Genomic DNA, 23,908 nt, shown 5'->3' with positions numbered 1-23,908 from the left:
TCTCAGCGCAGAAAATCCAACCTTGGGTTTCCTACAGATAATAGAGAAGAGACTAACAAAGTAAAACCATGTACTCACCCATAAACCTCTTCACCGTCGAAGAATACCTAGAACTAGAAAAATCCAGCGAAACCCGTCACGAATACCTGGACGGACAAATATTCGCCATGTCTGGTGGTAGCAAAGAACACAATCTCATATCAGGGAATATTTACTCAAGACTGCGTTCCCATCTGCGGGGTAGTTCCTGTAGCGTCTTCATGGCTGACATGAAAATCAGACTCAAACTAGCCAACGAAGCCAAAAACCTATTTTATTATCCAGATGTCACCGTCACCTGCGACCCAGAAGACAAAGACCGCTTTTACTTAAACTCTCCCTGCTTAATTATCGAAGTCCTATCACCCAGCACAGAACTAACAGACAGAAGAGAAAAACTTGTCAATTACCGTACATTACAAAGCTTACAAGAATATGTATTAGTTTCCCAAGATGAAATCAAAATTGAAGTTTATCGCCAAGACACTCAAGGGAATTGGACACTAGAAATATTAAACCAGGGAGACGAATTAAAATTAAACTCAATAGGATTAACCCTCACAATGCCAGAAATTTACGAAGATGTCATCAATATATAAGGAGCTTTCGGTGCGTTACGGCTTACGCCTAACACACCCTACATATAATACATATACTATAAAATTCAATTATTTACACTCTTTTACTTATGCCTATACATGACATTATAGACAATCGCCAACAGAAATTAGTAGACCAAATCAACTGTATTCTCACATCATCATCATCTGCACATTTTGCCGTCGGTTACTTCTTCCTTTCCGGCTTCACCGCCATAGCAGAAAAACTAACAAACATCAAAGAATTACGCTTATTAATTGGTAACACCAGCAACAATAAAACCATAGAACAAATCGCCCAAGGATATCGACGACTAGAATTAATTGCCGATAAAATTGAAGCCCAAAACTATCCCAAAAGAACAGAAGTACAACAGATAACTAACAATACATCTGCCAATATCCGTTCTAGTATAGAACTAATGGATCAAACAGATGCAGCCGAGATATTAGTAAAAAATCTCGTGCAGATGATAGCAGAAAAACGGCTTCATGTCCGCGTTTACACCAAAGGAACTTTACACGCCAAAGCCTATATATTTGACTACGGTACTGTCTATGATAGCCAAGGTAGACCCCTAGAACGCACCGAAAAAGGTATTGCAATTGTTGGTTCATCTAATCTGACCCTTTCCGGTATTACTCACAATACCGAACTCAATGTCATGATTCACGGTAACGACAACCATACAGAATTAACTGATTCGTTTAATGAACTATGGAACGAAGCAGAAGATTTTAATGCAGCCTTAATGCAAGAAATGCAAAAATCTTGGGCTGTTGCTTCAGTCAGTCCTTATGATGTTTACATGAAAACTCTTTATTGTTTAGTCAAAGACCGTTTAGAAGATACAGAACCCAAAGACCTAATTTTAGAAGATAATAAAATTACTAAACAATTAGCAGAGTTCCAAAAAGTTGCCGTTAATCATGCAGTCCAAAACATTAGAGACTATGGCGGTACTTTTGTTTCCGATGTTGTGGGACATGGAATACGTACAGCTAAATTTTCTCTTTCATCTAAAGGCACATTCATTTTTTGTGAAGCATCTGACCCCAATAGACCAGATATCAAAGGTTATCAACAGTTATTTTTGATAGATAATAACGGCAAGATTATTTCTAGAGATATCCCGCGAATTTTAGGCGCAATCAAATCAGATGCTAATGCTGCAACCTATAAATTACCAGAAAATCATAACTCAGTGGTGATGTCCATCAAATATCAATTTGCCGAAGAAGTTAAACATCGTCAATCAGAACGGCAATATAATCAGCGTTTAACTCAAGGGCAAAGATATATTTTACGCGAACTGAGAATTTTTTTTAAATCTCTTAGAGATGAAGATTTAAAAGCTCAAGTCAATATTTTAGAAAGTGTGTTTCGCAGCCCCCTAACTCAAGCTATTCATCGAGAGTTAAACATTTTGCGCCGTAATGGTTTAACAGGACAGAATTTATTTAATCAACTAGTGCAGATTTACCGACAACATAATATGCAGGAATGGAATAATAATCATCTGCCAGTATTATCTCAGCCAATTCCGATGATTGTTTGTAGTCAAGCACTTGTATAGTATCTCTTAGAGGATGTTTGAAAAGTTGGAAGGGGTATAAAAATGTCATTCAGACTGGAGCAAAGCATAAGGTAAAGCCGGCGGCATAGCTAGAGCCTCCGGCACGCTACCTCGAACGCTTAAAAAAATTGGTATTAATTAAATCCTTCTGAGACGCTTTCTTGTTAGAAAACCAATCACTCCAAATGCGGCAACCCCAAAACCAGAGAGTGGTGTTGGCTCTGGGACTTGAGTCAAGGTTGCTAAAGTTGGTACAGCAAAAACGAAATCATCGGTGGCAACTAGATCAATACCATTTGCTAAATCTTCACTACCAAATGATTGGATAGTCGTGCCATCAAAGCTAAATAGGGCTTTACTCCCAACGGTTAATTCTACTTCGGTCACAACAGGGTTGTCGAAGAGAACTCCCAAAAACTGAGTCTCTCCTGATGCTCCAACGGGGACGAAAAACTTACCCAGACTGACCTTATTGCCACTGCTCGTAGTGCCGAAGTATTCGATACTGCTGCTTGTGGGATCTTCTACATCAACGAAGATCGCACCAAAACCTCGTGTCCCAGCCGCAATGTTTGTGCCAGGCAATACGAAGGTTTGGTCAATGGAACGATCCTCAAACTCGCCGGAGTTGAAATCGAACATCACAAAGGTATTGTTCGGACTGAAGGCGGGAAACTGGCCTGCTGTATCTGGATTGACACTAGCAAATCCATCGCCACTGACTGCATAAGGCTCTGAAAACAGCGCACCCGCACCTTGGAAGCGATCAACCGGAATTGCAACTGTTTTTCCCAAATCAATTATTTGAGTGTTAGGGTTAGCATCAGTCCCATCAAGACGAACACCATCCCAATTAATGCGGCTGCCACCGCCGATCGCTGTGCGAAAATCATTGAAGGCAGTATTTGTTGTAGCTCCTGATCCACTAAATACAAGAGTAGATGCCTGTGCTGATTCGGCAGCAGTCGTTAGCAAGCTTAATATTATGCCGCCTGCAACTGAAGCTAAAACTCCATGTTTAAACATAGTCTGTGTTCCTAGCTGTGAGTGATTATTCGGGAAGAATTCAGAATCTGGCTTTTAGATTTATCTGAGGATAATAAGAAAAATATGCAATCTTCTAGTCATAAAATTATTTCCGTGCCTTAGCCACATTCAGAAATGAAGAGTGGTGACTTAAAAGTCCTTCCTATCCCCTGTCACCTATCACCTGTTCCCTATCCCTATTCCCAATTTCCCGTTACTGTTGTTTTATCATGGTGTCATTTAAACAATTGCTGCTTAATTATCAATGGTGAATACTAACCCCATTGCCACACTCTATGTCAACCCTGTTACGGGGAATGATGCTAACTCTGGTTCACGGACAAGTCCGTTTAAAACCCTGACTCGTGCTTTAAAAGCAACTTCCCCGGCAATTATTCAGTTGGCGGCGGGGACTTATAGCACTGTGAATAAGGAAGTGTTTCCCCTAGTAATCCCCGAAAAGGTGACGGTGCTTGGTAATGAAGCTAATAAAGGTGCGGGTATTTTAATTTCTGGGAGTGGAGAATATCAAAGCCCTAGCTTTGGTGTGCAGAATGTCACCTTAGTTTTATTGAATAAAACCAGTCTCAGAGGTGTGACTGTGACTAATCCCGTGGCTAAGGGAACTGGGGTTTGGCTGGAATCAACAGCACCTCATATAGTCAACAATACTTTTACTAACTGCGGTCGAGAAGGTGTATTTACTAGCGGTACGGCTAAACCATATATTCTCGATAATGTATTTGTGCAGAATGCCGCTAGTGGTGTGTTTATGGCACGTAATAGTAAAGGGGAAGTCTTGCGGAATGTCTTGCAAAAGAATCCCTTGGGTATCGTTATTAGTGACTTTGCTGCACCTTTAATTGCCAATAATAAATTATCTGATAATCGGACTGCGATCGCACTTTCTCGCAATGCTAGGCCGGTGCTGCGTGATAACCTGATTATTAAAAATACCCAAGGTGGGCTACTCGTCAATGAAAATGCCGTCCCTGATTTGGGTAATACTCAAGATGTAGCCGGGAATATATTTAGTGACAATGGAGGATTTGATATTCAAAATTCCTCAGTCCAGCCATTGATTTCTGTGGGTAACAAGTTAAATCCTACCCAAGTGAAGGGTCAGGTGAATTTTCTCGCCGCTACCATAGATAACCCCATGCAGTCGGCTAACACCAGTTTGATTGACTTAGCTGGACATTGGGCTACTGCTTTTGTGGAAGCTTTGGTAGGTAAGGGCTTTATTAGCGGCTTTCCTGATGGCACTTTTGCCCCTAATGCGCCCATTACCCGCGCCCAGTATGCGGCGGTGATTGCCAAAACCTTTAATTTGCCCACTAATAATCCCCAAAGTCAATTTAAAGATGTCAAATCTGACTTTTGGGCAGCGTCAGCAATTACCAAAGCCGCCCAGATGGGTTTTATTAGCGGCTTCCCTGATGGTACATTTCGACCAGGGCAGAATTTAACTAAGGTGCAGGCGATAGTTTCTGTTGTGAATGGCTTAAAGCTGAGTGGTGGTAGTCCCAATGTGTTAAGTGTATATGGCGATCGCGCCCAAATTCCCAGTTATGCCACCAATCCCATTGCTACCGCCACCGAAAAACAACTCGTGGTAAATTATCCCCAAACAGATCAACTAGAACCACTGCGAGATATCACCCGCGCCGAAGTTGCTACATTAATTTATCAAGCTTTAGTGACAAATGGACAAGAACAGGCGATCGCTTCACCTTATATTGTGAGGGTTGATGTTGCCCTTCCCACCTTCACCGACCTCGGCGGACACTGGGCGGAAGCATTTATTCGCGGCTTGGCAGATATGGGGATCACTCATGGTTTTGCTGATGGTAGTTACCAGCCCAATAAACCCATGACCCGCGCCCAATATGCGGCTTTAGTGGCGGGTGCGTTCAACCCTACACCCCGCAGACCAGCTACAGACTTTATTGACGTACCCAAAGATTTTTGGGCTTATCAGGCTTTACAAATCGCCGCTAGTGGTGGCTTTGTCAGTGGTTTTAGCGATCGCACTTTCCGCCCCGACCAAAATGTCCAAAGGCTACAGGTGATTGTTTCCTTAGTTAATGGACTTGCCTTATCAACAACCAATAATAATAGTTTCACTTATACTGACAGTAATACAATTCCTGAGTATGCCCGTAAAGCCGTAATTACTGCCACCCAAGAGAGAATTATTGTTAACCACCCCGACCCCAAACTACTAGCACCCACGCGGGAAGCAACCAGGGCAGAAGTTGCCGCAATGGTCTATCAAGCCTTAGTTGCAATTCAACGTGCGCCAAGTGTTAATTCAGCCTATATAATTTCGACAGTTGACAATTGACCAAGTAGAATAATAGACACTGCTTATCAGCTTGGAAACTCTTGGTAACAAATCCTACAGTTCCCTACAGGTTAGTCTCCCAGAAGCACTGGGTAGATCATCTACACCTCTTGCCAGCGTCCAACAGTCCCATGTCACAATCAGTACCAGTAACTTGTGCCAACTTGGCGATCGCCCTCTTAATTCACTATAGTTTTGACCTCAGTGGCTACAGTGCTAGTGAGCTAATTCATCGTTGGCGGAAACAATATCCACCAGATTGGCTACATTTAGCGGTCATTGAAGCTCTCTATCAAGGACGCTATAAAGGAATTTCCGTGCAGCAAATATTGGCATTTTGGCTGCGCCGAGGGCAAGTTTTCTATCATTTTAATATGGAATTTGAACGCCTAATTTGTAGCCAATTTCCCGCCAGTTTAACGGCTACTACCACGACGGCGTTAAATTTTCACCAACAACCAACGGTGTCTGAGAGAGTCAACTATGATCCCGATTTGGTGTTAGTTTCATCCCCGCCAGTCGAAAATGACAATGGTAGCCAGTCGTCCATTCAATTGATGAATGTCAAACACCAAGAAACATTCCTGCAAAAAGCCGCACCACTACCAGAAACAAGAGTTTTGGCAGCGTCTACGGTGGGTGCAGTGACGACTGCTGTGCAACCAAGGTTAAAGCCCGCAGAACCCCCCCATCAAGAGACAAATGATCCATCCATCACTCTAAATCATCCACCTATTGGGCAGTTTACCCCAGCCAAGAGCGATCGCTCGGAATCATTTACCTCTAAACTCAAAGCCATATCCGGGGATCAAATATATAGTGTCTAGTGAGAGCGATACCTACAGTAAGCTGCGCTAACGCTCTCACCCAGAGATGGAGATATTTATTTTTTAGGTGGTATTTTTTGCGCGTCTGGTTGTTTCTGCAAACTGCAAATTTTCACTAGTACCGGAATATATTGTTAAATGAGCCAACTTAACGCCTCTAAGTTGGAATTACCTTAGTCAATTTGGTCATCGCCTAACACACCCTTGAGAAGTTCCTGAAGCGATCGCATCTGATTTTCTCTATGATCAGCTAGCAGAGTGTAAAAAACCTAGGTTGATGAAATCCTCCCAGGGCGATCGCTTAATGTATTACACATTTAACTTGTATAATTAGGGCGGGCATCTTGTCTATGCTACAAAACCAACAAAGTCATCCTGCAAGTATGCAACATTGTCTCTCTCAACCTAGTGCATAAATGGTGCGTCGCCCCAAGAACAAAATCAATCTCCCAAATTCTGACCCCGACTGGCCACTAGAGACAGAATTAGTCGGACTGGAATTTGAGTTAGCCACAAAAGTAGATGTGTCTTTGTACCCTCAGTACACCATTGGACTCCATGCCTGGTTTCTCGACCAAGTACGTTCAACCAATCCAGAACTTTCTGCTTATCTCCATGATGGCGAGTCAGAAAAACCCTTCACTATCTCTGCATTGGATGGCGAATTAGTCAGTAGTGGGAAGCAATTAAAAATTTTTGCTAATCAAACCTATCGTTGGTCTGTGACAGCATTATCAGGTAGAGTGGTGCAATGGTTGGCACAGTGGGTCAAAAATCTGCCTTCAGAGGTGAGTTTGCGGAATGCACCTTTACAGATTCTTGCGTGTAATATTGTTCATGCGCCTACAACCTATACTCAATTACTTAATGCTGAAGATGGAGGAAATCTCAGTTTAAGATTTATCAGTCCTACTAGCTTTCGTCGCAAAGGTCATCATCTACCCTTACCTGTACCGATGAATGTATTTCATAGTTACCTACGCCGTTGGAATGATTTTTCAGGAATACCGATAGCCCAAGATACATTTCTAGCTTGGGTAGATGAGTCTGTGCTGATTACCCGTCATCAAATCGCCTCAGTAAAAATACTAGCAGGCAAGAAGGGTGCGGTGACAGGTTTTACAGGTGCAGTAGAGTTTAGTTTGACTAGACAAGCGTTGCAACAACCGGAATTTTATCAGTTGTTTTATGCTTTAGGTAAGTTAGCACCCTATTGCGGTACTGGTCATAAAACGACATTTGGCTTGGGTCAAACCCGCTTGGGTTGGTCGTCGCAAGTTGTCGCAGATGTACCAGAGGTAGAAAGTTTCTTGGCAAGTAGAATTGAGGAGTTAACGGAGATATTTACAGCCCAACGAAAAAGGACGGGAGGCGATCGCGCTTCTGAGGTAGCATCAAAGTGGGCAACTATATTAGCACGGCGGGAAATGGGCGAGTCGTTGCAAGTGGTGGCGGGAGATTTGCAAATGCCTTATGAAACGGTGAAGACTTACGCAAAGCTGGCGCGGCGGGCGTTGAAGGTTGAGTAGTTTAGCCTTTACTGATAACTGTTAAAGTGTATTGGGGTCAATTCCTCTTTGTTGTAATTTAGTTAAAAGTTCTTGAAGTTGTTGCTGAGTTTGTTCTAGTTGTTGCTGTTGCTGAAATTTTGCCTCTTCTGGTGTCAGATATCTCTGACCTGCTTCATCATACCAAAACAGCCATTCCCGCGTCATACCTTGATGAGTCCCCCGTTCGCGTCCAATACCTAAGCCAATTTCAGGCATCCAGATTTTATCACCTGACAGTAAAATATACTTACCTTCTACTAAGCGATAAACTTCTAAACGCTGACGCTTACGCCGTAGCCGCGTTGGTGCGTAAATGACATAATACAAAATGCCTAACTCGGCATAATCAATTTTTTTCTGCTCATATTCGCCGTTGTAAGTTTGCGAAACTACTTCTAAAGCTAAAATTGGGGGAATACCCTCTTCTTCCCATAGAACATAGCTAGAACGTCCATTTTCACCCACGAAACGTTCTACACCCAGACTCAGAAATCCATCTGGAACGATCGCGCCTTGATTTGGCGTATGATATATACCCATATTGATACCAAAAAACCAATCATCACGGCTTTGCCAGATTGTCGCTAAGATGGCTAACAACAAATTGGGAATTAATATTTGCAGTTCGTTATCCACTGGTGTATCATCCGAGTCTGGTAATTCTGTCGATGAAGGTAAGCAGTCTAAGGGATTGTACTTGTACATAGTAGTTGGAATAAAGTGATTGGTAGCGATCGCAAAGTTAACACCAAATGTAAACTTTGCAACTACATTCCCCTATTTTATATAATTAGCTATCAACCAAATTTAGCTAGGGTAATCTCTTCATCGGGAAAATGAGCCACTATTTTTAACTTTCCACCCAAAGCTTGAATACAACGAGAGAGTGTAGATACTTGAATATCTTCTTGGGTGTCTAATTCAGAAATCGCAGGCTCAAAAAAAACTGAGGTCATTTTCTAACTCATTTTTTGTCAGTGCTAAAGATTCCTTCAGTTCCATCAGGTTAATCTGAAGCAGCATCATCTTAGCACGGGCTGCACTTTCTGCCCTACGCTCAGGTGTCATTCGCTTTCGCAACTCACTATAAGGCTTTGTTTTCATTAACTTTTGTTGCTCAGTTTTTCGCTTTTTAATCCCCTTGCGGGGAAGTTGAAAAAACCGAATCAACGGTAGTATCAACGTCTAGGAGCGTGTTTCAATCCCCTTGCGGGGTAGGCGGAAAAGCCTGTTAAGGCGTTTGAAACATCTTGCTCCTAGTATTTAAAACAATATCTTTACAGACTGATAAAGTCAAGTTGGTCTCAAGATAAGACAAGCATTGCTGAATTCAGATATGAATTTATCTCAAACAGAGATATGGACTCACAGAGAGTAGGATTTTGATAGAGTGAATTCTGAAATTTAATAATTCAGCAACATCTTAAGAAAGACTAGTTCTTAGCCATTATTAAGAAGGATTTGAGGAAAGCCTTGCAAAAGCAAGGCTTTTATATTTATTCAGTTTTTCTAGAATTTAGCTGAACTTTCTTTATGCTAGATAACTGATCAGACAGGTAACTAATATTTTCGTTACTATGTAAATTTTGCCAAACTTGAATGCCATTATTTGTAGCAACCAGTAAGACAGATAAAATTCCTAGGAGACGCTGAATTGTTTGATAATTACTCTGAAGGCTGAATTTGGTTGAATTTTTAGGCACTTCCTCTTTTTGTAGTGCAGAGGTGTGACTATCCTTTGAGACAAAGTGAGATATACGAGAAGACACTGTGACTTGTACGGACACAGAGATATTGAATTGGGTTTTCATAACTACATTCTCCACATTAAATACGCTAGCTAGAGGTTGTCGATACTGTTGAGTCGGTTGCTTTTGATTATTTAGCCTTCTTGACACATTGTTTTTCTCCAGAAGTTTTAATCTTAAACACTCAAAATTCTTCATTTTGAGTAATAATTTAATGTTACATTGGAAAATATAAATCTGCCAAATAAAAATTTTGTATCATTCAATACATTACAGAACTTAGTATCATTCAATACATTGTACTTTTCTTATGCTTCCGTCTTCTTTGAAATCTAAAATCTCAACCTTAACTTTTTGTCCCTCACTCAGCAATGGTGCTTTTCTTGGCTCTTTTTGAGTCAGCTTTTGAGTAGTTTCTAGAATTTCGTAAGTCACCTTATTACCTTTTATGGCGGTAACTATAGCTTCCATGATTTGACCTACCACAAAATTTTGATTACTACTGGCCTGTGCAATTTCTGCTTGACGCGTTGACTCTACAGATGGTGCTGTAGGAGTAGCAATTTCACCAATGGGAACGCCAGCATCTTTGTAATAACGCATGAGGCGAGATACCCAACCTAAAATTTGCAGGATGGTGTCAGCATCACTAACACTTTTGAGATAATCGCTACAAGCTTTATCGATACTGCGATAATAATCTGTAGTTTTCCCACTGTGTCCTATTTGCCTACCATTAATTACCAAGGTTTTGAGATACTTAAAAAACCTGGAAGTTGCATCTGGTTGATGAACGTAACCACGCAGATAAGCAACCGCTTTGCCTAACTCGTTGACATCAGTATTATCTTTTACTAGAGTTAGAGCGATCGCATGAGCAATTTCCCATTGTGCATCTGTTATGGTCATAGTTAATACATCCCTGATGGTGGTTCGCGGTCAGTGGGGTAGCGCAGCACTTGTGTCAGTTCTTCTAGTTGTGGTTTTTGAATGAGGCGTGAGTGTGCAACTTGAATATTTTGCTCTTTAAATTGTGCTAATTTTTCTCCTGTGAGTTCATCAGCTTCGCTAATTTCATAGGATGAATAACGCTGTTTTAAACTTTGCGGCTGTTTGATTTTATCGATAGTTACTGTCATTGTTCCCATCCCAATAGGCTTACCACCACCGACTTTTAAAGCTAAGGGATATTTAGAATCTTGTCCTAATACAATTAATAAAGTTCCTAATTCTTCTGGGAGTAAGTTTTTGAAATGTAATTGAGTTTTGAAAGTATATTCTCTCCCCGCTTGTTGGACGGGGACACCAGAATTTTGTCCTTTATCAATGGCTTTAATGGTATGGTAATAAAACTTACGACCTGCGGCTTTACCTCTAATAAAGTATGCGCTACTTTGGTCTGGTCGGGGACGATATAAGGATGGCATAAATCCAGTGCTAAAGCCCATGCTTTCACACTTTGCGTCATTAAAATCTAGCAGACCTTGCCAATCTAATGCACCAAATACCCGACTAGCTGGACACAGTTGTTCTTTGTTGCGACAAGGTAGGCGTTCTGTGGGAATTTTATCTCTATACTTAGAAGTAATAACAGCTAATGTACTATTGGTTACAGCCTCATATACAGACCGAATGCAACCTTTGAGAGAACTACCTTGAATTGAGAGCTTTTGGTCAACTCCCTGCGCCATTGTTTTAATTAGAGGGATGCGGTTGCTACCGATATCGCTACCCATTGCAACTATCCCGGTGGATATGTGCAGGGATGTCTGCACTTTTAGGGTAAGATAGAGTGTACCGTGTAGGCGATCGCTTAAATATTTATGATGTCCCACCGGACGCTGTAAGTTAGGACGTTCTGACGGGAAAGAAACGAACTCATAAGGCTTTGGTGCTAGTTCTGGGTTAGATGACTCTCTAGGAGTCGGTCTTCTGGGTAGTGGGGGAGGAGTTCTTGTCATGTTGATTTTTTAGTAGTGAGAGCAACAAAATGTACAGATGCGGTTTTTTCATCAATAAAATATCGCTGTTTTACATCTACATCTGTAGGAGAGAATCCTTTAGGAAAACGAGTTTCTGTAGGTAGATATAAATGAGCATCATGGTCTTTGGTCAACCAATTTTCACCCAATAATTCAAAACCTGAATATTCCCCTAAAATACTCAACATTAGCACTTCATATGTATTTTTATGTTTTTGCTTCCAACGTAATTCATAATCATAATTAAACATCTGTCCTTCCAGCATTGGAAATTCATTTGCTGTTGGTGACTTATCTATAATTCCACTTACTTGATGACTCCACCGTAAAAAAAAGTTACTATTTTTCGGGGATAATTCAGCCATTTTTGTGATTAATTCTATCAGTTCAGTAACTTGTAACGGTACTTGCTTGTAACCAACAAAAGGATTCATTTTGCACCCACTAATAACTGACTCCAAGACCTAACACATCTTGCAAATAAATCGTTAACTGTCCCTTCTCTCCAAACAAGTTGGACACCAAAACCTAAATCCATTTCTTGCGCGGCGACTGGTGTATCTTGATGGTCTGGTTTAGCAAAACCATATAATTTTGCATCTTCAATTTGTAAAAATTCCCCTACACCTAAAAGAAAAGTCTTACTCCATTTCTGCTCACTACCCAGAGCATAAATTTGCTGTTTATCTTCTGATAAAATACAACCAGGATACTGTACAACAGCTTGATTTAATTTCACTTCTACAGTACCCAATCCACGAGATTTGGCAAAGCCTAAACCAAACCAACCATCATTTAAATCTCGCAAGACTAAACCAATTAAACCTAATTGCGCTAAAGTAAAATTCTTGAGATGGATTTTAGTTTTAAATTCCCCAGCAGTGCAGACTTGATAATTAAACGGCCCAACTGCGACAGAACCAAATACTCTATCAATGGCTACACCATTACGTTCTTCAATTCTGAGAGGCTGTGAACTATCTGGGTGAGCATCTTCAATTCTGACACGACTAGCAATAGAAGTATTACCAAACATTTGATCGGTAAAACAAGAAAGTTTATAAATATCGCTGGTTGATTTAACATTATTGAGATAGTCATATTTATCATTTAAAGGGTCATTCGCCCAAGGTAAACTAGAATTATTATCGCGTCTATCTCTCCCTACAGTCCTAACTATGCGTTCTGCATGAGCGCGAATTGCTCCTTTTAAACTGCTCCCTGGTAAATAAATTGAACGTCCCCCAGCGTGATAGGTTTCGACAAATTCCATATCAGGTTTTGTGGGGTCTGCTCCTTCTTTTCCTGATTTAATTAAAATCGGCCCATCAGGTATGATGGTTAAATGAATTGTGCAGTGATTGACAAATCTTTTGTGCATGATTGGATTTATTTGATAATAAAGATTAAGCTGCTACTAAATTATTTAGCTGTACTTGACACTGTTGGAATATAAAATTTACAACAGAAAATAATTTATCTAGTTCGTATATAGTGTAAGGCGTGATATTTCTAGTAAATTTTTCTCCTTCTAATTTACCAAACTGCCATGTTGCACCATTAGAAACAATGCCATAAATTATTATTTGGTATTCTCCATTGAGTCGTTGAGCCGCAATCATTTCTGCTAGACATTGCGCCCAGCCAGCTTCAAAGTTATCTTGCTTGGCTTCTACTAAAATGAAATATGGTTTGTCAAATACTACTTTTCCTAATGGAGAACGTTTAGCTAAAATATATTCAGGAAAACCCGATAATTTTTCGTGATAATTTAATGATTGATGACTCCAGAGGATAAAATGATGGCGGTAGGTTTTCCAGACTTCTTTGATAACTGGATAAATCAGGTTTTCACAAATAGCAAACTCTGAGTTATCAACAACAGCATCCCGCATCATCAGTTCTAAATCTTCGCGGAAATAGTCAGAAATAGTAAAAGCAAGTTCATTAATAAAATTGGCTTCGGTATAAGTGACTTGAAACGTTTTGAGAACTTCACCGATGGTTTTGAAATTACTGAAAGCCATATTGACCTCCTCAAGAATTTTGTGTTGCTTCAGTGCTGGGAGTCTTAGATATATTCTCACCTAACTTATTGATAAGTGCTTGAGTCCATTGATTCTTGAATGTTTTACCATCCTCATAGCTGGGTATATCCTCACCTGTATTCGTATTAACTAATTCTTGTAGGTAAGCTAATAGTTTTTCTGGGTCGTTGTTGACATCAAGCCAGCGCATTTTCTCAATATCTAGTTTAACCACACCTAAGCCACGCGATCGCCCTCCTCCGAGTGGTATCTGTTCCGTCTCAAACTGGTGTAACCCAATCATCAACAGTCCCAGTTCATATTCCTCGGCGTTTTCTACCACCGCTTTAAATTGAAACTGCGTCCCTGCTGGTACAACTTGAAAGTCGTAGAGTTTCCCGTCTGCGGCGGTTTCGGTGTCTCTATCGATAGCGACACCGTCTCTTTCTTGATATTGTCCAAACCATGTGTCCGCTACTATTGTTAAATCACGCACTTGGAATTTGCTGGCTATCCAGGGTGAACCAAAGAGGAGAGAAATTAGATCAGTTTCATTAATAATTTTCTCTGTGAGTAACTGATCCCTTTTTCCACTTCGTTCTGCTTGGGGATATTTTTCAAGTTCTTTTTCAACATCTTTCTTAATACCATTTTCTCCATTCATCCGGTCATTGGTAATTGACCATTCGGCTTCTATGGCGGGATTGGCTGCTAAATCTGGATTGATACCACGGAGGAAACTTTCTAGGCGCGATCGCATTGCACCTTTAAAGCTAGAGCCTGGTATTATTGGATTACCCAAAGCATCTTTAATTACAGGTAAATCTGAGCCTATGGGTTCACTAGAACGACCTGCGCTAATTCTTAAGGCTGTGATTGTGGTGAGTACGCCTGTGATTTCTAGGCGATTTTTGAAGGTGTCAAACATAGGTTTTAAACTTCTAAAGTATTGGGAAACTGTGGAGGTTGTAATTGTAATTTAGGTTCAACAACAGATGTAATAGCAGATTGAATAAAATTGGTAAATACTTCACTTACTTTTTGATAATCATCACTATTAATCGGTTTAAACCCATGAGCAAATAATGAGTTATTACGAACCTCTAAAACATTAATAATTTTGTTGGCATTTTTTTGATAAAGCTTTCCTATAGGGTCATTGGGAAGTTTACCTAACAGTTCGTAACTTTTTCTTGAAGCTAGTTGAATTACACCCTTAACAGGAGAGCGTTGTTGCTCATATTCACTTCGTAAAGCCTCTGGTAATTGCTGAATATCAACATCACCTGTTTTTATACCGTATGTTTTCTTAAGACGAATCTGAACTAATAATTCTAAAGCTCGATAAAGTCTGCCAACAGCATCATCATAACGTTCTTGAGCCGCACGTCTTTGAGCATTATTTAGTAAGTCCTGTACAATTTCGTAGCCATGTCCCTCTGTACCACTACTACAATCGAAATCTTTATCTATTTGTCCTCTGCTGTTAATTACACGTTTGAGAAATATCGCTAGTTTTCTAAGTTCAGGATGTCTCATTTGAGGCTCAAGTAAATCTAAAGCGTCCCTATGTTCAAATCTATCCCAAGCATCTAAAGCTGAACAACAAGCATATAAGCTTTGAATTTTACGTCTAGTTTCAGGTGGTAATGACATAGAAGATAAGAGTCTTCTGAGTTGTGCGATCGCAGCAGGATAGTTGTATTGTTGTAAGAAAATTGGTAAAAATTGTTCAATAGTTCGCTGTGCAACTACAGGTGCTATACTGGCTTGTCCTGTTAATTCTCCTCTGTCAACCTTAATAATGTTTGTGCGGACAGTTGTAGTTACATACAGTGTGATTTGATAATCAACAGATGCCATTGCTAACCCTACAGACATAGATTTAGTACCGCCTGTATAGTCAGCCATCAATTGAGCATTTGGTGAATCTTGTTGAATTTTCTGAATAGAGGATGTCACTTTAAGATAGCATTCAGCTAAATCATCTGGTTCTTGAATAAAAATCAAATCTCTATCTGGTTGAAACCGATCACCTAATCCTAGCTGTGTTGGAATATTAGGTAATCTTTCAATTACTTCAGTTCCACGCCTGATTTCGCATGGTGTTCCTTCTCCTATTACCTGCGATTTACTACCTTTACTACCATCAGAACAGATAAAAACAACGCGATCAGGCTCTAATTCACGAATAGCCGTAATAATGGGTTGATAAGAACCTCCAACTGTGACTAAAAGAATTTTTTGCATAAATATACTGTTTTCCTTACTATAAAATAATTTTTAATTTTTATTTCCATCTCGTAAAAATTTCAGATATCGTGCGCCATATCCTAGATAACGGCGAATCAATTCTAGCCAAATAGGTTTATAGTCGGCTTGGCAAGATTTTGCTATATCTTCAGCAGTTTTTTTAATATTGGTGTCAATATCTTCAACTATCTTTTCTGCTAAAGAACCTTTACCTTTCCCCCATTTCTTATCACGTCCTACTTGATAACGCAAGAAGTTCTTAATTACTTCTGCACTGTCTGTTGTGTCTGAAATACGCACTAAGTTACGAAATTGAGATTCTTCTAAATCACCATAAGATTGTTTATTATCTAAAGCATCTTGAATCCATTTAACTAAATCATCTTCAACTTGGCGGATACCTTTCTGGATTTTTAGTAACTTCTGTTGTTCTGAAAAATCACTCATTTTGCATTCTCCCTAAATACGTTATGAAATTCATTACAAATTTGCACTTGTCCAAAGCCTTCGCAGGTGCGATCGCCTACTCCTTTCAGTTCTAATTCTTGTAGTTTATCAGTCCATATTTTTTCCTTTTCTTTATTCACACTAAATAAATAAACAGCACCTCTAGTTGTGACTAACTCTATATCTTTCATCAAACCCCAAGCAGCATTCCAGCCAGAACGATAGTTATAGCTACTGTAGGCTGTATGTAGTTCTAAGCAATCATTGATTTCTGTAAACTGCTTGAGCATTTTCTCGGAAATAACTGTGGTGCGTCGCCAATTTTCTGTCAGAATTGCATCAGATTGTAAGTCAATGGTAAAGTAGATCCAATTTTCTAATAAGTTATTTTCTGGTTGACCGAAAACTGACCAAAGTTGCCAACGCTGTTTTAATTGTTCGTTAAACTTAGTAATTCTTTTTTCAACATCTGTGCTAGCTTCTTCAAGTTCCGCTTCGATTTGAACTTTACCTAAACCTCTTGAAGTCGCACCACCTAACCGAAATATATGAGAATTATCATTAATAAATTTTGCGAGAGATTTAGCTAAGTCTTCATTTTCAAGTAAAATTGCACTGCGATAAACTACAGGATGCCAATTTTGTTCTTTAGGGTTCTCTACAAATGATTCATTTAAAACTTCAATACTATAAAGTATTTCTTCCTCGGATGTAGCACGACGGCGGTTAATTCCCACTCGTGTTAAAAAGCGGGTGCTAACAGAATGACTGCGATATTTGCCATCGTGACAACTGTAAAACCCGGTGTATGGTTCAACCCGTGTATCTGTGTTTTTTTTGATAGATTCTGGATCACTAGGATCGTAAGGATAATTGTACGCATTTGCACAGAATCGGTCAATTAAAGTATCAAAAACTCCGTTACCTTTGTTGGACTTAAAGCCGGACTTAGTTTTAGAACTAACTGCTGTAGCTGGTAAAACCATCACATCATCAGTTACAACCTGGGAAATTTCGCCGATTTTAGCTACGCCTGGATAAGCATTCTGAAAAATCGCTGGTTCATCACTTAAAAATAATGATGCAAATTCACCACCATTGGCTGTTAAATCTTGGTCGGCTATATCTGCTATTTGCTGTTGGGATAGTTGTAAAATCTGAGATGCTAAAGCACCCCGAATTACAGAACCAGGAATGTGATCTTCGGCTTCACTGACAGAACCAGGTTTTTGACCGGCGATCGCCAGTGGTGATAATGCTGTAATATTTAACTTAATCCGCTTCATGATAATTCGTAATTCGCAATTCGTAATTCGTAATTAAAACTAGAATTAGTTGGGTTTTGGTAGTAGCGTTTCCCAGGCTTGATCATCTTGTGGTAAAGTTTGCAAGTCTTTCCAACTCAGCCAACCCAAACCAGCCGATTTACTTCCCCCCAGGGCGTGAATATGCCGCAAGCTTGCTAAAATCAATGGTTTAGTCTGGGTAGGACAGTCTGGTAATAGGTGAATGTGTCCGATAAATTCCAACTGGTTATTAGCTGGGGAAGTTTCTAGAAAGTAGAGTTTGTTATCTTCTGCGGTGTGACGGCGGCGGTTAATGGTGACACCGGGACGTAATACCTCTGGTAAATCATCTCGTTCTAGAGGACAAATCAAGTCATCAACGACTATGCGAGATGGAAGTACAGGATTTCCAAATATCTGGGAAATTAAGCAGTGATAACCTTTGTAACCTTGTATTTGATACTCGTCTAAAAATCGGCTGTCTACTTGTTCCTGTTTTGGAGTTAAGGTTTCAGCTTTAGGTGAATCAAATATTTCCCATCCTAAACCCCTAGCTAATTTTTCACATTCGTGGCGCAGTCTTCCTTTGAGTTGGGACGCGGGAATGATTAATTGTCCTTTAGCGTTGCGGACTATGGGTTTATCTGCAAGTGAACCATCAGAACCACCAGCACCCACACACAAAGCTGTATCAATTACTGCTGTAAGTTTGATGGTTGTGATTTGGTTTTGGGGTAAGTTTGCTAATGTAATCATGATTGCAAGACCCCCGCTTCTGACTGAGAAGATTTAAATTTTTTGTTGGGATTTTCGATAAACGGATATAAATCTACTAACTCTCGCCAAATAGTTTCATAGGTGACTTTATCATCTGAGTCTTCTTTCTTCTCTTTTAAAGACATCCAAGGTGCGAGGTTTCCTTTATTTTTGTCATCTTTAGGTTTACACCATGCGTCCTCAAATTGGGTTTTTAACAATTCTTGAGCTTTTTTGTTACTCAGTCGCGCTCGGAAATATAGATAATTGAGTATAGCTGTTTGTTTACCTCGTTCTAGCAAACTCCGAATTTGGTAAAGTTGCGACTTGGGAAATTCAACCTCTTTCAAAGCCTTAGCTGTTGCTAATAATCCACCAAGTTCATGCAGTGTATAGGGTGCAGCATACAATTTGAGTTTTTGCTGGAGTTTTCCAGTTTTAGTTAATCCGTTTGAGCGAAACTCACTAATATTAGATGAAATCATTGTGACTGATTTCATCACTAAGAAGTCTACAGTACCACCATAGTAGTCATTTTTTTTCAGTTCTTTTGCTTGTTTTTTAGCAGATTTTAGTAGTTGTTCAGTTAGCTTTTGTGCATAGTATATCGGCGTATCTTCTGCTGTGATGAGTACACCAGTTGACATACTTAATTTGCATTGTCTCTCACCAGTAACCTGTTTTGTATGATGGTAACGATGCACATCTTGAGGTTGATAAGTTTTATTTTCTTGATAATCACCACTTTTGTTGAGAAGTATTTTTTCAAATTCTTCGCCGATGGTTTTAGCAATAGCTAATGCTTTATCGGCTGGGACAATCAGCATCACATCATCACCACCAATTGTTAAAATTTCAAAGGGATGAATCCAAACTGCTTTTGTACTTTTTCTTTCGGCTTGTAAATTCTGGTTTAATTTATGGGGTTCGAGATGTTCTGTTAAGGCTGCATATACAGATTCTTCTGTAGCTTTAAAAATGTCTCTACTAAAATTTTTGTAATCTTCTGGTGTTTTAATTACTTTTTGAATGTAACCACCCATATTATTACCATCTGCGTAGATATAGGCAACGAAACCTTTAGATTGGCAAGCATCACCAATTTCTCTGACAGAAAGTGCTTCTTTCACTCGGCTAGGGTGAATATTTTCTGAGCGAACTTTACCATAATATTTATGTGGTATTTCGTATAAGAAATCTTCAAATTTATTTACCCAACTTTCTATAGCATTGTCTTCAGATTGCCATGTAAAACCTGATTTTTTATACCATTCTGTAGAACTATTATCTCGTTTAGCTATTTGTCCTACTAATCGCTTACGTGCGGAGGCTTCGGAAAACCAAGGCTGATTGGGGAGTTCTTCAGCTTGCATGACGGCCGAACGGCGATCGCCTTCATCTCTTATAATATAAGGATGGGTTTCAAACATTGGTGGATAGCGACGACTGGGACGATCAGAAATATCATTACCGTTACGTCGTTGATTAAATAGGGATGCTAATTTACCAGCTAATTCATTAAATGTTTTGCGTTCTTCAAAAGCTTTTTCTGGTGATGTATCAGGTTGTTCAAAATAAGCTTTGATTAATGGATGTTTGAGATTATTTAAATATTTATCCATCCAAAATGTATCATTATTAATAATATTTGGCAATAGCCCACATCTAATTTCTAGCAGCTTAAATTTTTCACCAACTGCACAAGAGTTAGCCGTTAACGTTTCTTCGGTGTAGCGTTTTTCAATTGCGTTAGCTAAATCATCAATAAACGCAGCCGGACAAAATGCCAAGATATTTCCACCTGTAGAATAAATGATTAATTCTGGAATGAGTGCTTGTGAAAGTTCAGGAAAATTTCTATCTTTGTCTAACCATTCTTTTCTAACTTCGTTCTGACAATAATCTTCAGCACGTTGACACTGGGGATAATCATCATGAGTTTCGCAGTGAAAAAAAGCAGGTAAGTCAACTAGGTTAATTCTATCCAGCAGTGCAGAAGCACCACGAATATCTGGGAGTTTGGCGGCTTCAAATACATATTGTTTAATCTTAGTCGCACCACCATAAACTAAGCCAATTTCAGCATTCCAATGTTCTGGATATTTCGCTGGTAAGGCTTTTAATTTCTCTAGAGTATCAGGAAAGTTTTCCGCTTGTAATTTCTGTACCTTGTTCACCAACTCCTGAAATTCTTGCGGTAATTCTTTTTTCTCCGTCAACGCTTTACGCGTTTGAGTTACTAAATTATTAGGTTCACGCTGATTACCCCAGGCTAAACACCAGCTAATTGCTACGGCGATATTTTTTTGAGAGTCTGTCATAAAATTGGCAATCTTAGTAATTTAATTACTTGAAATAATCTTTACACTTTGTCAAAATTCTTACCTGCTTAAATAAAATTCACAAACAGCACCTACTGAGACATTTATCTAAGCAATCCAATCTTTTGCACAATCATGTCGGCGTGTATGAACAAATTTCACAGCCGCAAAAATACTTAATAATTGATGTCGCAGTTATTAACCTGACCTTAGATATTATTAGCAGGTAATTTCATCAATGGCATCTGATATTACAAATTTTGATGGTTCTGCTGTTTGCTTAAGCACAAACCTGATGGTTTTATTTACGTTTTTCCTCTTGTTGTGTGGATAAGTCAAGATAGCTAGAAAGTCCCACATCAAGGTTATCTGTCTCGCGCCTGGCTTCCATGATATCGCGCTGGAGGTTACGCAAAAGTTGGAATGAAAGCCTGTCGCAAATCTCACCCACTAGTAAACTACCTAAAAATACAGCGACAGTACAACTAATCACCGCGAACAAACCTAGCGGCGCAATAATCAAAATTACCCAAGTCGTTGCTGCATTCACTACCGCCACAATCCAGCTACGATAGCGTATCAATTTCTTCGCTACAGATGTAGACACAATCTTTACCTCGTCTCGTTAATTTAGGATGACCCCATTGTACACCCCCTTGGAAGAGGGGTCTTCCAGGATGGTGGAGAATAAGAGGGACAAGAGAAAATTGTTACCCCAATTCCCCACTCCTAACTACGAATTACGAATTACGAACTACGAATTACACATGACCACCCTATATTTAACTGAACCAGGAACTATTGTGCGCGATCGCAATGAATCCTTAATCATTGTGAAACAGCAACAATCTACAAAGTGTCGCTTGGCGGAATTGACTCTAGTTATAGTTCTACCCGGCGTACAGTTAACGGATGTAGTGATTTCTCGGTTACTCGACCGGGGTATTGAGACGATTTTTTTGCGTCAAGATGGACAATTTCGCGGTCGTCTTCAAGGACAGTTTGCGACTAACCCGACTATTCGCCTAGCGCAATACCGGACTGTGGAAACTACTTTCGGGATGGCGTTAGCACAAAAGTTAGTTATCGGTAAAGTTCGTAACCAACGGGTGCTGCTACAACGGCGTAACCGTGCTACTAATGGACAAATTAGCGAATTAACGGAGGCGATAGATTTAATCAGTGTCTATGCTTCCCAGTTGGGTAAGACTACAACTCCCCTCAATCGGAATGAACTGATGGGAGTAGAAGGGATTTGCGCTCGTACTTATTATCAAGCACTTAAGCATTGGTTTCCTAGCCAGTGGAATTTTAACGGACGCAATCGCCGTCCACCATTAGACCCAGTGAATGCGTTGCTGAGTTGGGGGTATGGGGTATTGTTGGCGCGGGTGTTTGCGGCTTGTGTTCAGGCGGGACTTGACCCATATTTGGGATTTTTTCACGCAATTGAACCTTATCGCCCGAATTTGGTGTTGGATTTGATGGAGGAATTTAGACCGGTGGTGGTAGACCAAGCGGTGATTTCTCTGATTCAGGCGGATTTATTGACACCTGATGATTTTCTACCCTCTCCTGACGGGGTGGGGATTTGGTTGGGAACTATGGCGAAAAAGTTATTACTGGGTGAGTTGGAGAGAAGATTTCGCACTACCATGCTTTACCCGCCGCAAAATCGTCAGTTAAGCTTGAGTCAAATTTTACTAGAACAATGCCGCAGTTTAGGACGCTGTTTATTACAGTCGAGTTTAGACTATGAGGCGTTTGTGATTAAGTAACTTGGTTTGTAGTCAGGACTTTAGTCCTTTCTTGCAATTGCACTAAAGTCCTGACTACGAACATGAGATTAATTCTGGGGAAAACTCAATTAATGCCAAAACTTTATTTAGTGTGTTACGACATACCAGACGATAAGCGGCGGACTAAGTTGGCGAAGTTGTTAGAACAACGCTGTCAACGGGTACAGTATTCGGTGTTTGAGTGTCCTTTGGATGAGTCAACTATTAACTCTCTACTGGAGAAGCGTTGGCTACCTACGCTGAAGTTGAATGAGGATAGTTTGAGGATTTATCCCCTAGATGCAACTGCAAAACAGCAAACGCGAGTTTATGGAAGTCAACCTCCTTACGAACCGCCAGATTATTTAATTTTGTGAAGCTTGATGTCTGGTCTTTGGTGGGGATTTGCAGGCTGAAGTTGATGATTTTGCTAGTGATTGGCGGTTTGTAACAGAATGTAAAGTTATCGGCAAGTTTGTCGCAGCGATTTATCAGGAGTATGTAAGAGTAAAGTTGTGTTAATAAAAGAAAAGTTTGGTTTTTTGCCTTGACTACTGGCGATTTTTTGGTTAAATTATCTGTAAAGCTAAATTTTCATAAAAATAGCTTTTAGATTTTACTACTGATGCTTGAAGTTACTTTGTCTTATCCGTAGCTCGGCGCAACTGAACCTTGAAAACTAAATATATCAATAGTTTCCAAAGGGTAGGGTTAGACACCACCAATTCCCCGTAAGGGGACGGAAACCGGTACGAACGTCCGCAGAAGGGCCGCTACCGCCAGTTAGACACCACCAATTCCCCGTAAGGGGACGGAAACGATATTCTTAAAGAGCTAACAGCATCTGTATAATGTTAGACACCACCAATTCCCCGTAAGGGGACGGAAACGCGTAGCGTGTTCTTTTACCTGGCTAGCCTGAACTGTGACTGTTAGACACCACCAATTCCCCGTAAGGGGACGGAAACGTCGCTTACGTCTGGCGGTTCTGTTTGGTAGCACCAGCCAACAGTTAGACACCACCAATTCCCCGTAAGGGGACGGAAACCCGGTATCATTAATTTCCCCCACACATATAACAGTCGTACCGTTAGACACCACCAATTCCCCGTAAGGGGACGGAAACTATTGTCACCTGTTACTATCTTTTTACTCCACAACTATTAGTTAGACACCACCAATTCCCCGTAAGGGGACGGAAACACTGGGAGGCATGGCCCTCTCATTCCACGAAGCACGAGCCGTTAGACACCACCAATTCCCCGTAAGGGGACGGAAACGTTCAAGGATACTTTGATTAATTTGTCGTTAGCTTCTAATGTTAGACACCACCAATTCCCCGTAA

24 protein-coding genes and 1 CRISPR repeat array are annotated in these 23,908 nt (G+C 40.2%); of the genes, 7 read left to right on the top strand and 17 right to left on the bottom strand.

Annotated elements, in window-relative coordinates:
* The first annotated feature begins 68 nt into the window (after positions 1-68).
* Both VB693_RS10080 and VB693_RS10075 read left to right on the top strand, forming a co-directional pair.
* Entirely contained in the window at positions 69-638 is a 570-nt protein-coding gene (locus VB693_RS10080; protein ID WP_323266145.1) for a Uma2 family endonuclease, read from the top strand.
* A gap of 89 nt (positions 639-727) precedes the next feature.
* On the top strand, positions 728-2,215 hold the full coding sequence (locus VB693_RS10075) for a phospholipase D-like domain-containing protein (protein WP_323266144.1): 1,488 nt from the start codon (positions 728-730) through the stop codon (positions 2,213-2,215).
* 138 nt (positions 2,216-2,353) lie between these two features.
* On the opposite strand, the gene VB693_RS10070 is transcribed toward VB693_RS10075, so the two are convergent.
* A complete protein-coding gene (locus tag VB693_RS10070; RefSeq protein WP_323266143.1) occupies positions 2,354-3,241 on the bottom strand; it encodes a PEP-CTERM sorting domain-containing protein in 888 nt (295 codons plus the stop codon).
* 265 nt (positions 3,242-3,506) lie between these two features.
* Here VB693_RS10070 and VB693_RS10065 point away from each other — a divergent pair, with 265 nt between their 5' ends.
* The 3 genes from VB693_RS10065 (at position 3,507) to cas6 (ending at position 7,944) form a co-directional block, all read left to right on the top strand.
* The gene (locus VB693_RS10065) at positions 3,507-5,588 is read left to right on the top strand and encodes an S-layer homology domain-containing protein (protein WP_323266142.1); all 2,082 of its coding nucleotides are present in this window, start codon (positions 3,507-3,509) and stop codon (positions 5,586-5,588) included.
* A gap of 131 nt (positions 5,589-5,719) precedes the next feature.
* Positions 5,720-6,415 carry a hypothetical protein gene (locus tag VB693_RS10060; RefSeq protein ID WP_416233380.1) on the top strand — a complete coding sequence of 232 codons (696 nt, stop codon included), beginning with the start codon at positions 5,720-5,722 and terminating at the stop codon, positions 6,413-6,415.
* Positions 6,416-6,831: 416 nt separating this feature from the next.
* Entirely contained in the window at positions 6,832-7,944 is a 1,113-nt protein-coding gene (gene cas6 / locus VB693_RS10055; protein WP_323266140.1) for a CRISPR-associated endoribonuclease Cas6, read from the top strand.
* A 21-nt stretch (positions 7,945-7,965) separates the two neighbouring features.
* On the opposite strand, the gene VB693_RS10050 is transcribed toward cas6, so the two are convergent.
* The 16 genes from VB693_RS10050 to csx18 all read right to left on the bottom strand — a co-directional run bounded on the left by VB693_RS10050 (position 7,966) and on the right by csx18 (position 21,392).
* Positions 7,966-8,670, bottom strand: a complete 705-nt coding sequence (locus tag VB693_RS10050; protein WP_323266139.1) for a Uma2 family endonuclease — start codon at positions 8,668-8,670, stop codon at positions 7,966-7,968.
* A 92-nt stretch (positions 8,671-8,762) separates the two neighbouring features.
* Complete coding sequence (locus VB693_RS10045; RefSeq protein WP_323266138.1) at positions 8,763-8,921, bottom strand: hypothetical protein; 159 nt, start codon at positions 8,919-8,921, stop codon at positions 8,763-8,765.
* Complete coding sequence (locus tag VB693_RS10040; protein ID WP_323266137.1) at positions 8,902-9,069, bottom strand: hypothetical protein; 168 nt, start codon at positions 9,067-9,069, stop codon at positions 8,902-8,904. The genes VB693_RS10045 and VB693_RS10040 overlap by 20 nt, the downstream gene beginning before the upstream one ends.
* Before the next feature lie 392 nt (positions 9,070-9,461).
* Positions 9,462-9,863 carry a hypothetical protein gene (locus VB693_RS10035; RefSeq protein ID WP_323266136.1) on the bottom strand — a complete coding sequence of 134 codons (402 nt, stop codon included), beginning with the start codon at positions 9,861-9,863 and terminating at the stop codon, positions 9,462-9,464.
* A gap of 135 nt (positions 9,864-9,998) precedes the next feature.
* Complete coding sequence (locus VB693_RS10030; protein WP_323266135.1) at positions 9,999-10,622, bottom strand: hypothetical protein; 624 nt, start codon at positions 10,620-10,622, stop codon at positions 9,999-10,001.
* A 2-nt stretch (positions 10,623-10,624) separates the two neighbouring features.
* Positions 10,625-11,674: an RAMP superfamily CRISPR-associated protein gene (locus VB693_RS10025; protein ID WP_323266134.1), complete on the bottom strand. Its 1,050-nt coding sequence runs from the start codon at positions 11,672-11,674 to the stop codon at positions 10,625-10,627.
* Entirely contained in the window at positions 11,671-12,129 is a 459-nt protein-coding gene (locus VB693_RS10020) for a hypothetical protein (protein WP_323266133.1), read from the bottom strand. Before VB693_RS10020 ends, VB693_RS10025 begins: the two co-directional genes overlap by 4 nt.
* The gene (locus VB693_RS10015; RefSeq protein ID WP_323266132.1) at positions 12,126-13,076 is read right to left on the bottom strand and encodes an RAMP superfamily CRISPR-associated protein; all 951 of its coding nucleotides are present in this window, start codon (positions 13,074-13,076) and stop codon (positions 12,126-12,128) included. The genes VB693_RS10020 and VB693_RS10015 overlap by 4 nt, the downstream gene beginning before the upstream one ends.
* A gap of 25 nt (positions 13,077-13,101) precedes the next feature.
* Positions 13,102-13,722 carry a hypothetical protein gene (locus VB693_RS10010; RefSeq protein ID WP_323266131.1) on the bottom strand — a complete coding sequence of 207 codons (621 nt, stop codon included), beginning with the start codon at positions 13,720-13,722 and terminating at the stop codon, positions 13,102-13,104.
* A gap of 10 nt (positions 13,723-13,732) precedes the next feature.
* Positions 13,733-14,650 (bottom strand): CRISPR-associated RAMP protein Csx7, encoded by a 918-nt coding sequence (csx7, locus tag VB693_RS10005; protein WP_323266130.1) that lies wholly within the window; start codon positions 14,648-14,650, stop codon positions 13,733-13,735.
* Between the two features lie 5 nt (positions 14,651-14,655).
* Positions 14,656-15,972, bottom strand: coding sequence for a TIGR02710 family CRISPR-associated CARF protein (locus VB693_RS10000; RefSeq protein ID WP_323266129.1), 1,317 nt, complete (start codon positions 15,970-15,972; stop codon positions 14,656-14,658).
* 33 nt (positions 15,973-16,005) lie between these two features.
* Positions 16,006-16,422 (bottom strand): hypothetical protein, encoded by a 417-nt coding sequence (locus VB693_RS09995; RefSeq protein ID WP_323266128.1) that lies wholly within the window; start codon positions 16,420-16,422, stop codon positions 16,006-16,008.
* Entirely contained in the window at positions 16,419-17,708 is a 1,290-nt protein-coding gene (gene csx10, locus VB693_RS09990; RefSeq protein ID WP_323266127.1) for a CRISPR-associated RAMP protein Csx10, read from the bottom strand. Before csx10 ends, VB693_RS09995 begins: the two co-directional genes overlap by 4 nt.
* A gap of 45 nt (positions 17,709-17,753) precedes the next feature.
* The gene (locus tag VB693_RS09985) at positions 17,754-18,464 is read right to left on the bottom strand and encodes an RAMP superfamily CRISPR-associated protein (protein ID WP_323266126.1); all 711 of its coding nucleotides are present in this window, start codon (positions 18,462-18,464) and stop codon (positions 17,754-17,756) included.
* A complete protein-coding gene (gene cas10, locus VB693_RS09980; RefSeq protein WP_323266125.1) occupies positions 18,461-20,785 on the bottom strand; it encodes a type III-B CRISPR-associated protein Cas10/Cmr2 in 2,325 nt (774 codons plus the stop codon). The genes VB693_RS09985 and cas10 overlap by 4 nt, the downstream gene beginning before the upstream one ends.
* Before the next feature lie 301 nt (positions 20,786-21,086).
* A complete protein-coding gene (gene csx18 / locus VB693_RS09975) occupies positions 21,087-21,392 on the bottom strand; it encodes a CRISPR-associated protein Csx18 (RefSeq protein WP_323266124.1) in 306 nt (101 codons plus the stop codon).
* 70 nt (positions 21,393-21,462) lie between these two features.
* Between csx18 and cas1 the strand changes: the two genes are divergently transcribed.
* On the top strand, positions 21,463-22,563 hold the full coding sequence (gene cas1 / locus VB693_RS09970) for a CRISPR-associated endonuclease Cas1 (RefSeq protein ID WP_323266123.1): 1,101 nt from the start codon (positions 21,463-21,465) through the stop codon (positions 22,561-22,563).
* 92 nt (positions 22,564-22,655) lie between these two features.
* Positions 22,656-22,940, top strand: a complete 285-nt coding sequence (gene cas2, locus VB693_RS09965) for a CRISPR-associated endonuclease Cas2 (RefSeq protein ID WP_323266122.1) — start codon at positions 22,656-22,658, stop codon at positions 22,938-22,940.
* Between the two features lie 333 nt (positions 22,941-23,273).
* A CRISPR array of direct repeats spans positions 23,274-23,843; the repeat unit is 37 nt; unit sequence GTTAGACACCACCAATTCCCCGTAAGGGGACGGAAAC.
* Between the last annotated feature and the right edge of the window lie 65 nt (positions 23,844-23,908).

Origin of the sequence: Anabaena sp. UHCC 0399 (assembly GCF_034931465.1) — a bacterium.
Taxonomy (GTDB): Bacteria; Cyanobacteriota; Cyanobacteriia; order Cyanobacteriales; family Nostocaceae; genus Trichormus; species Trichormus minutissimus.
The sequence above is the reverse complement of the archived record's forward strand: the minus strand, read 5'-3'. Positions and strand labels throughout refer to the sequence as shown.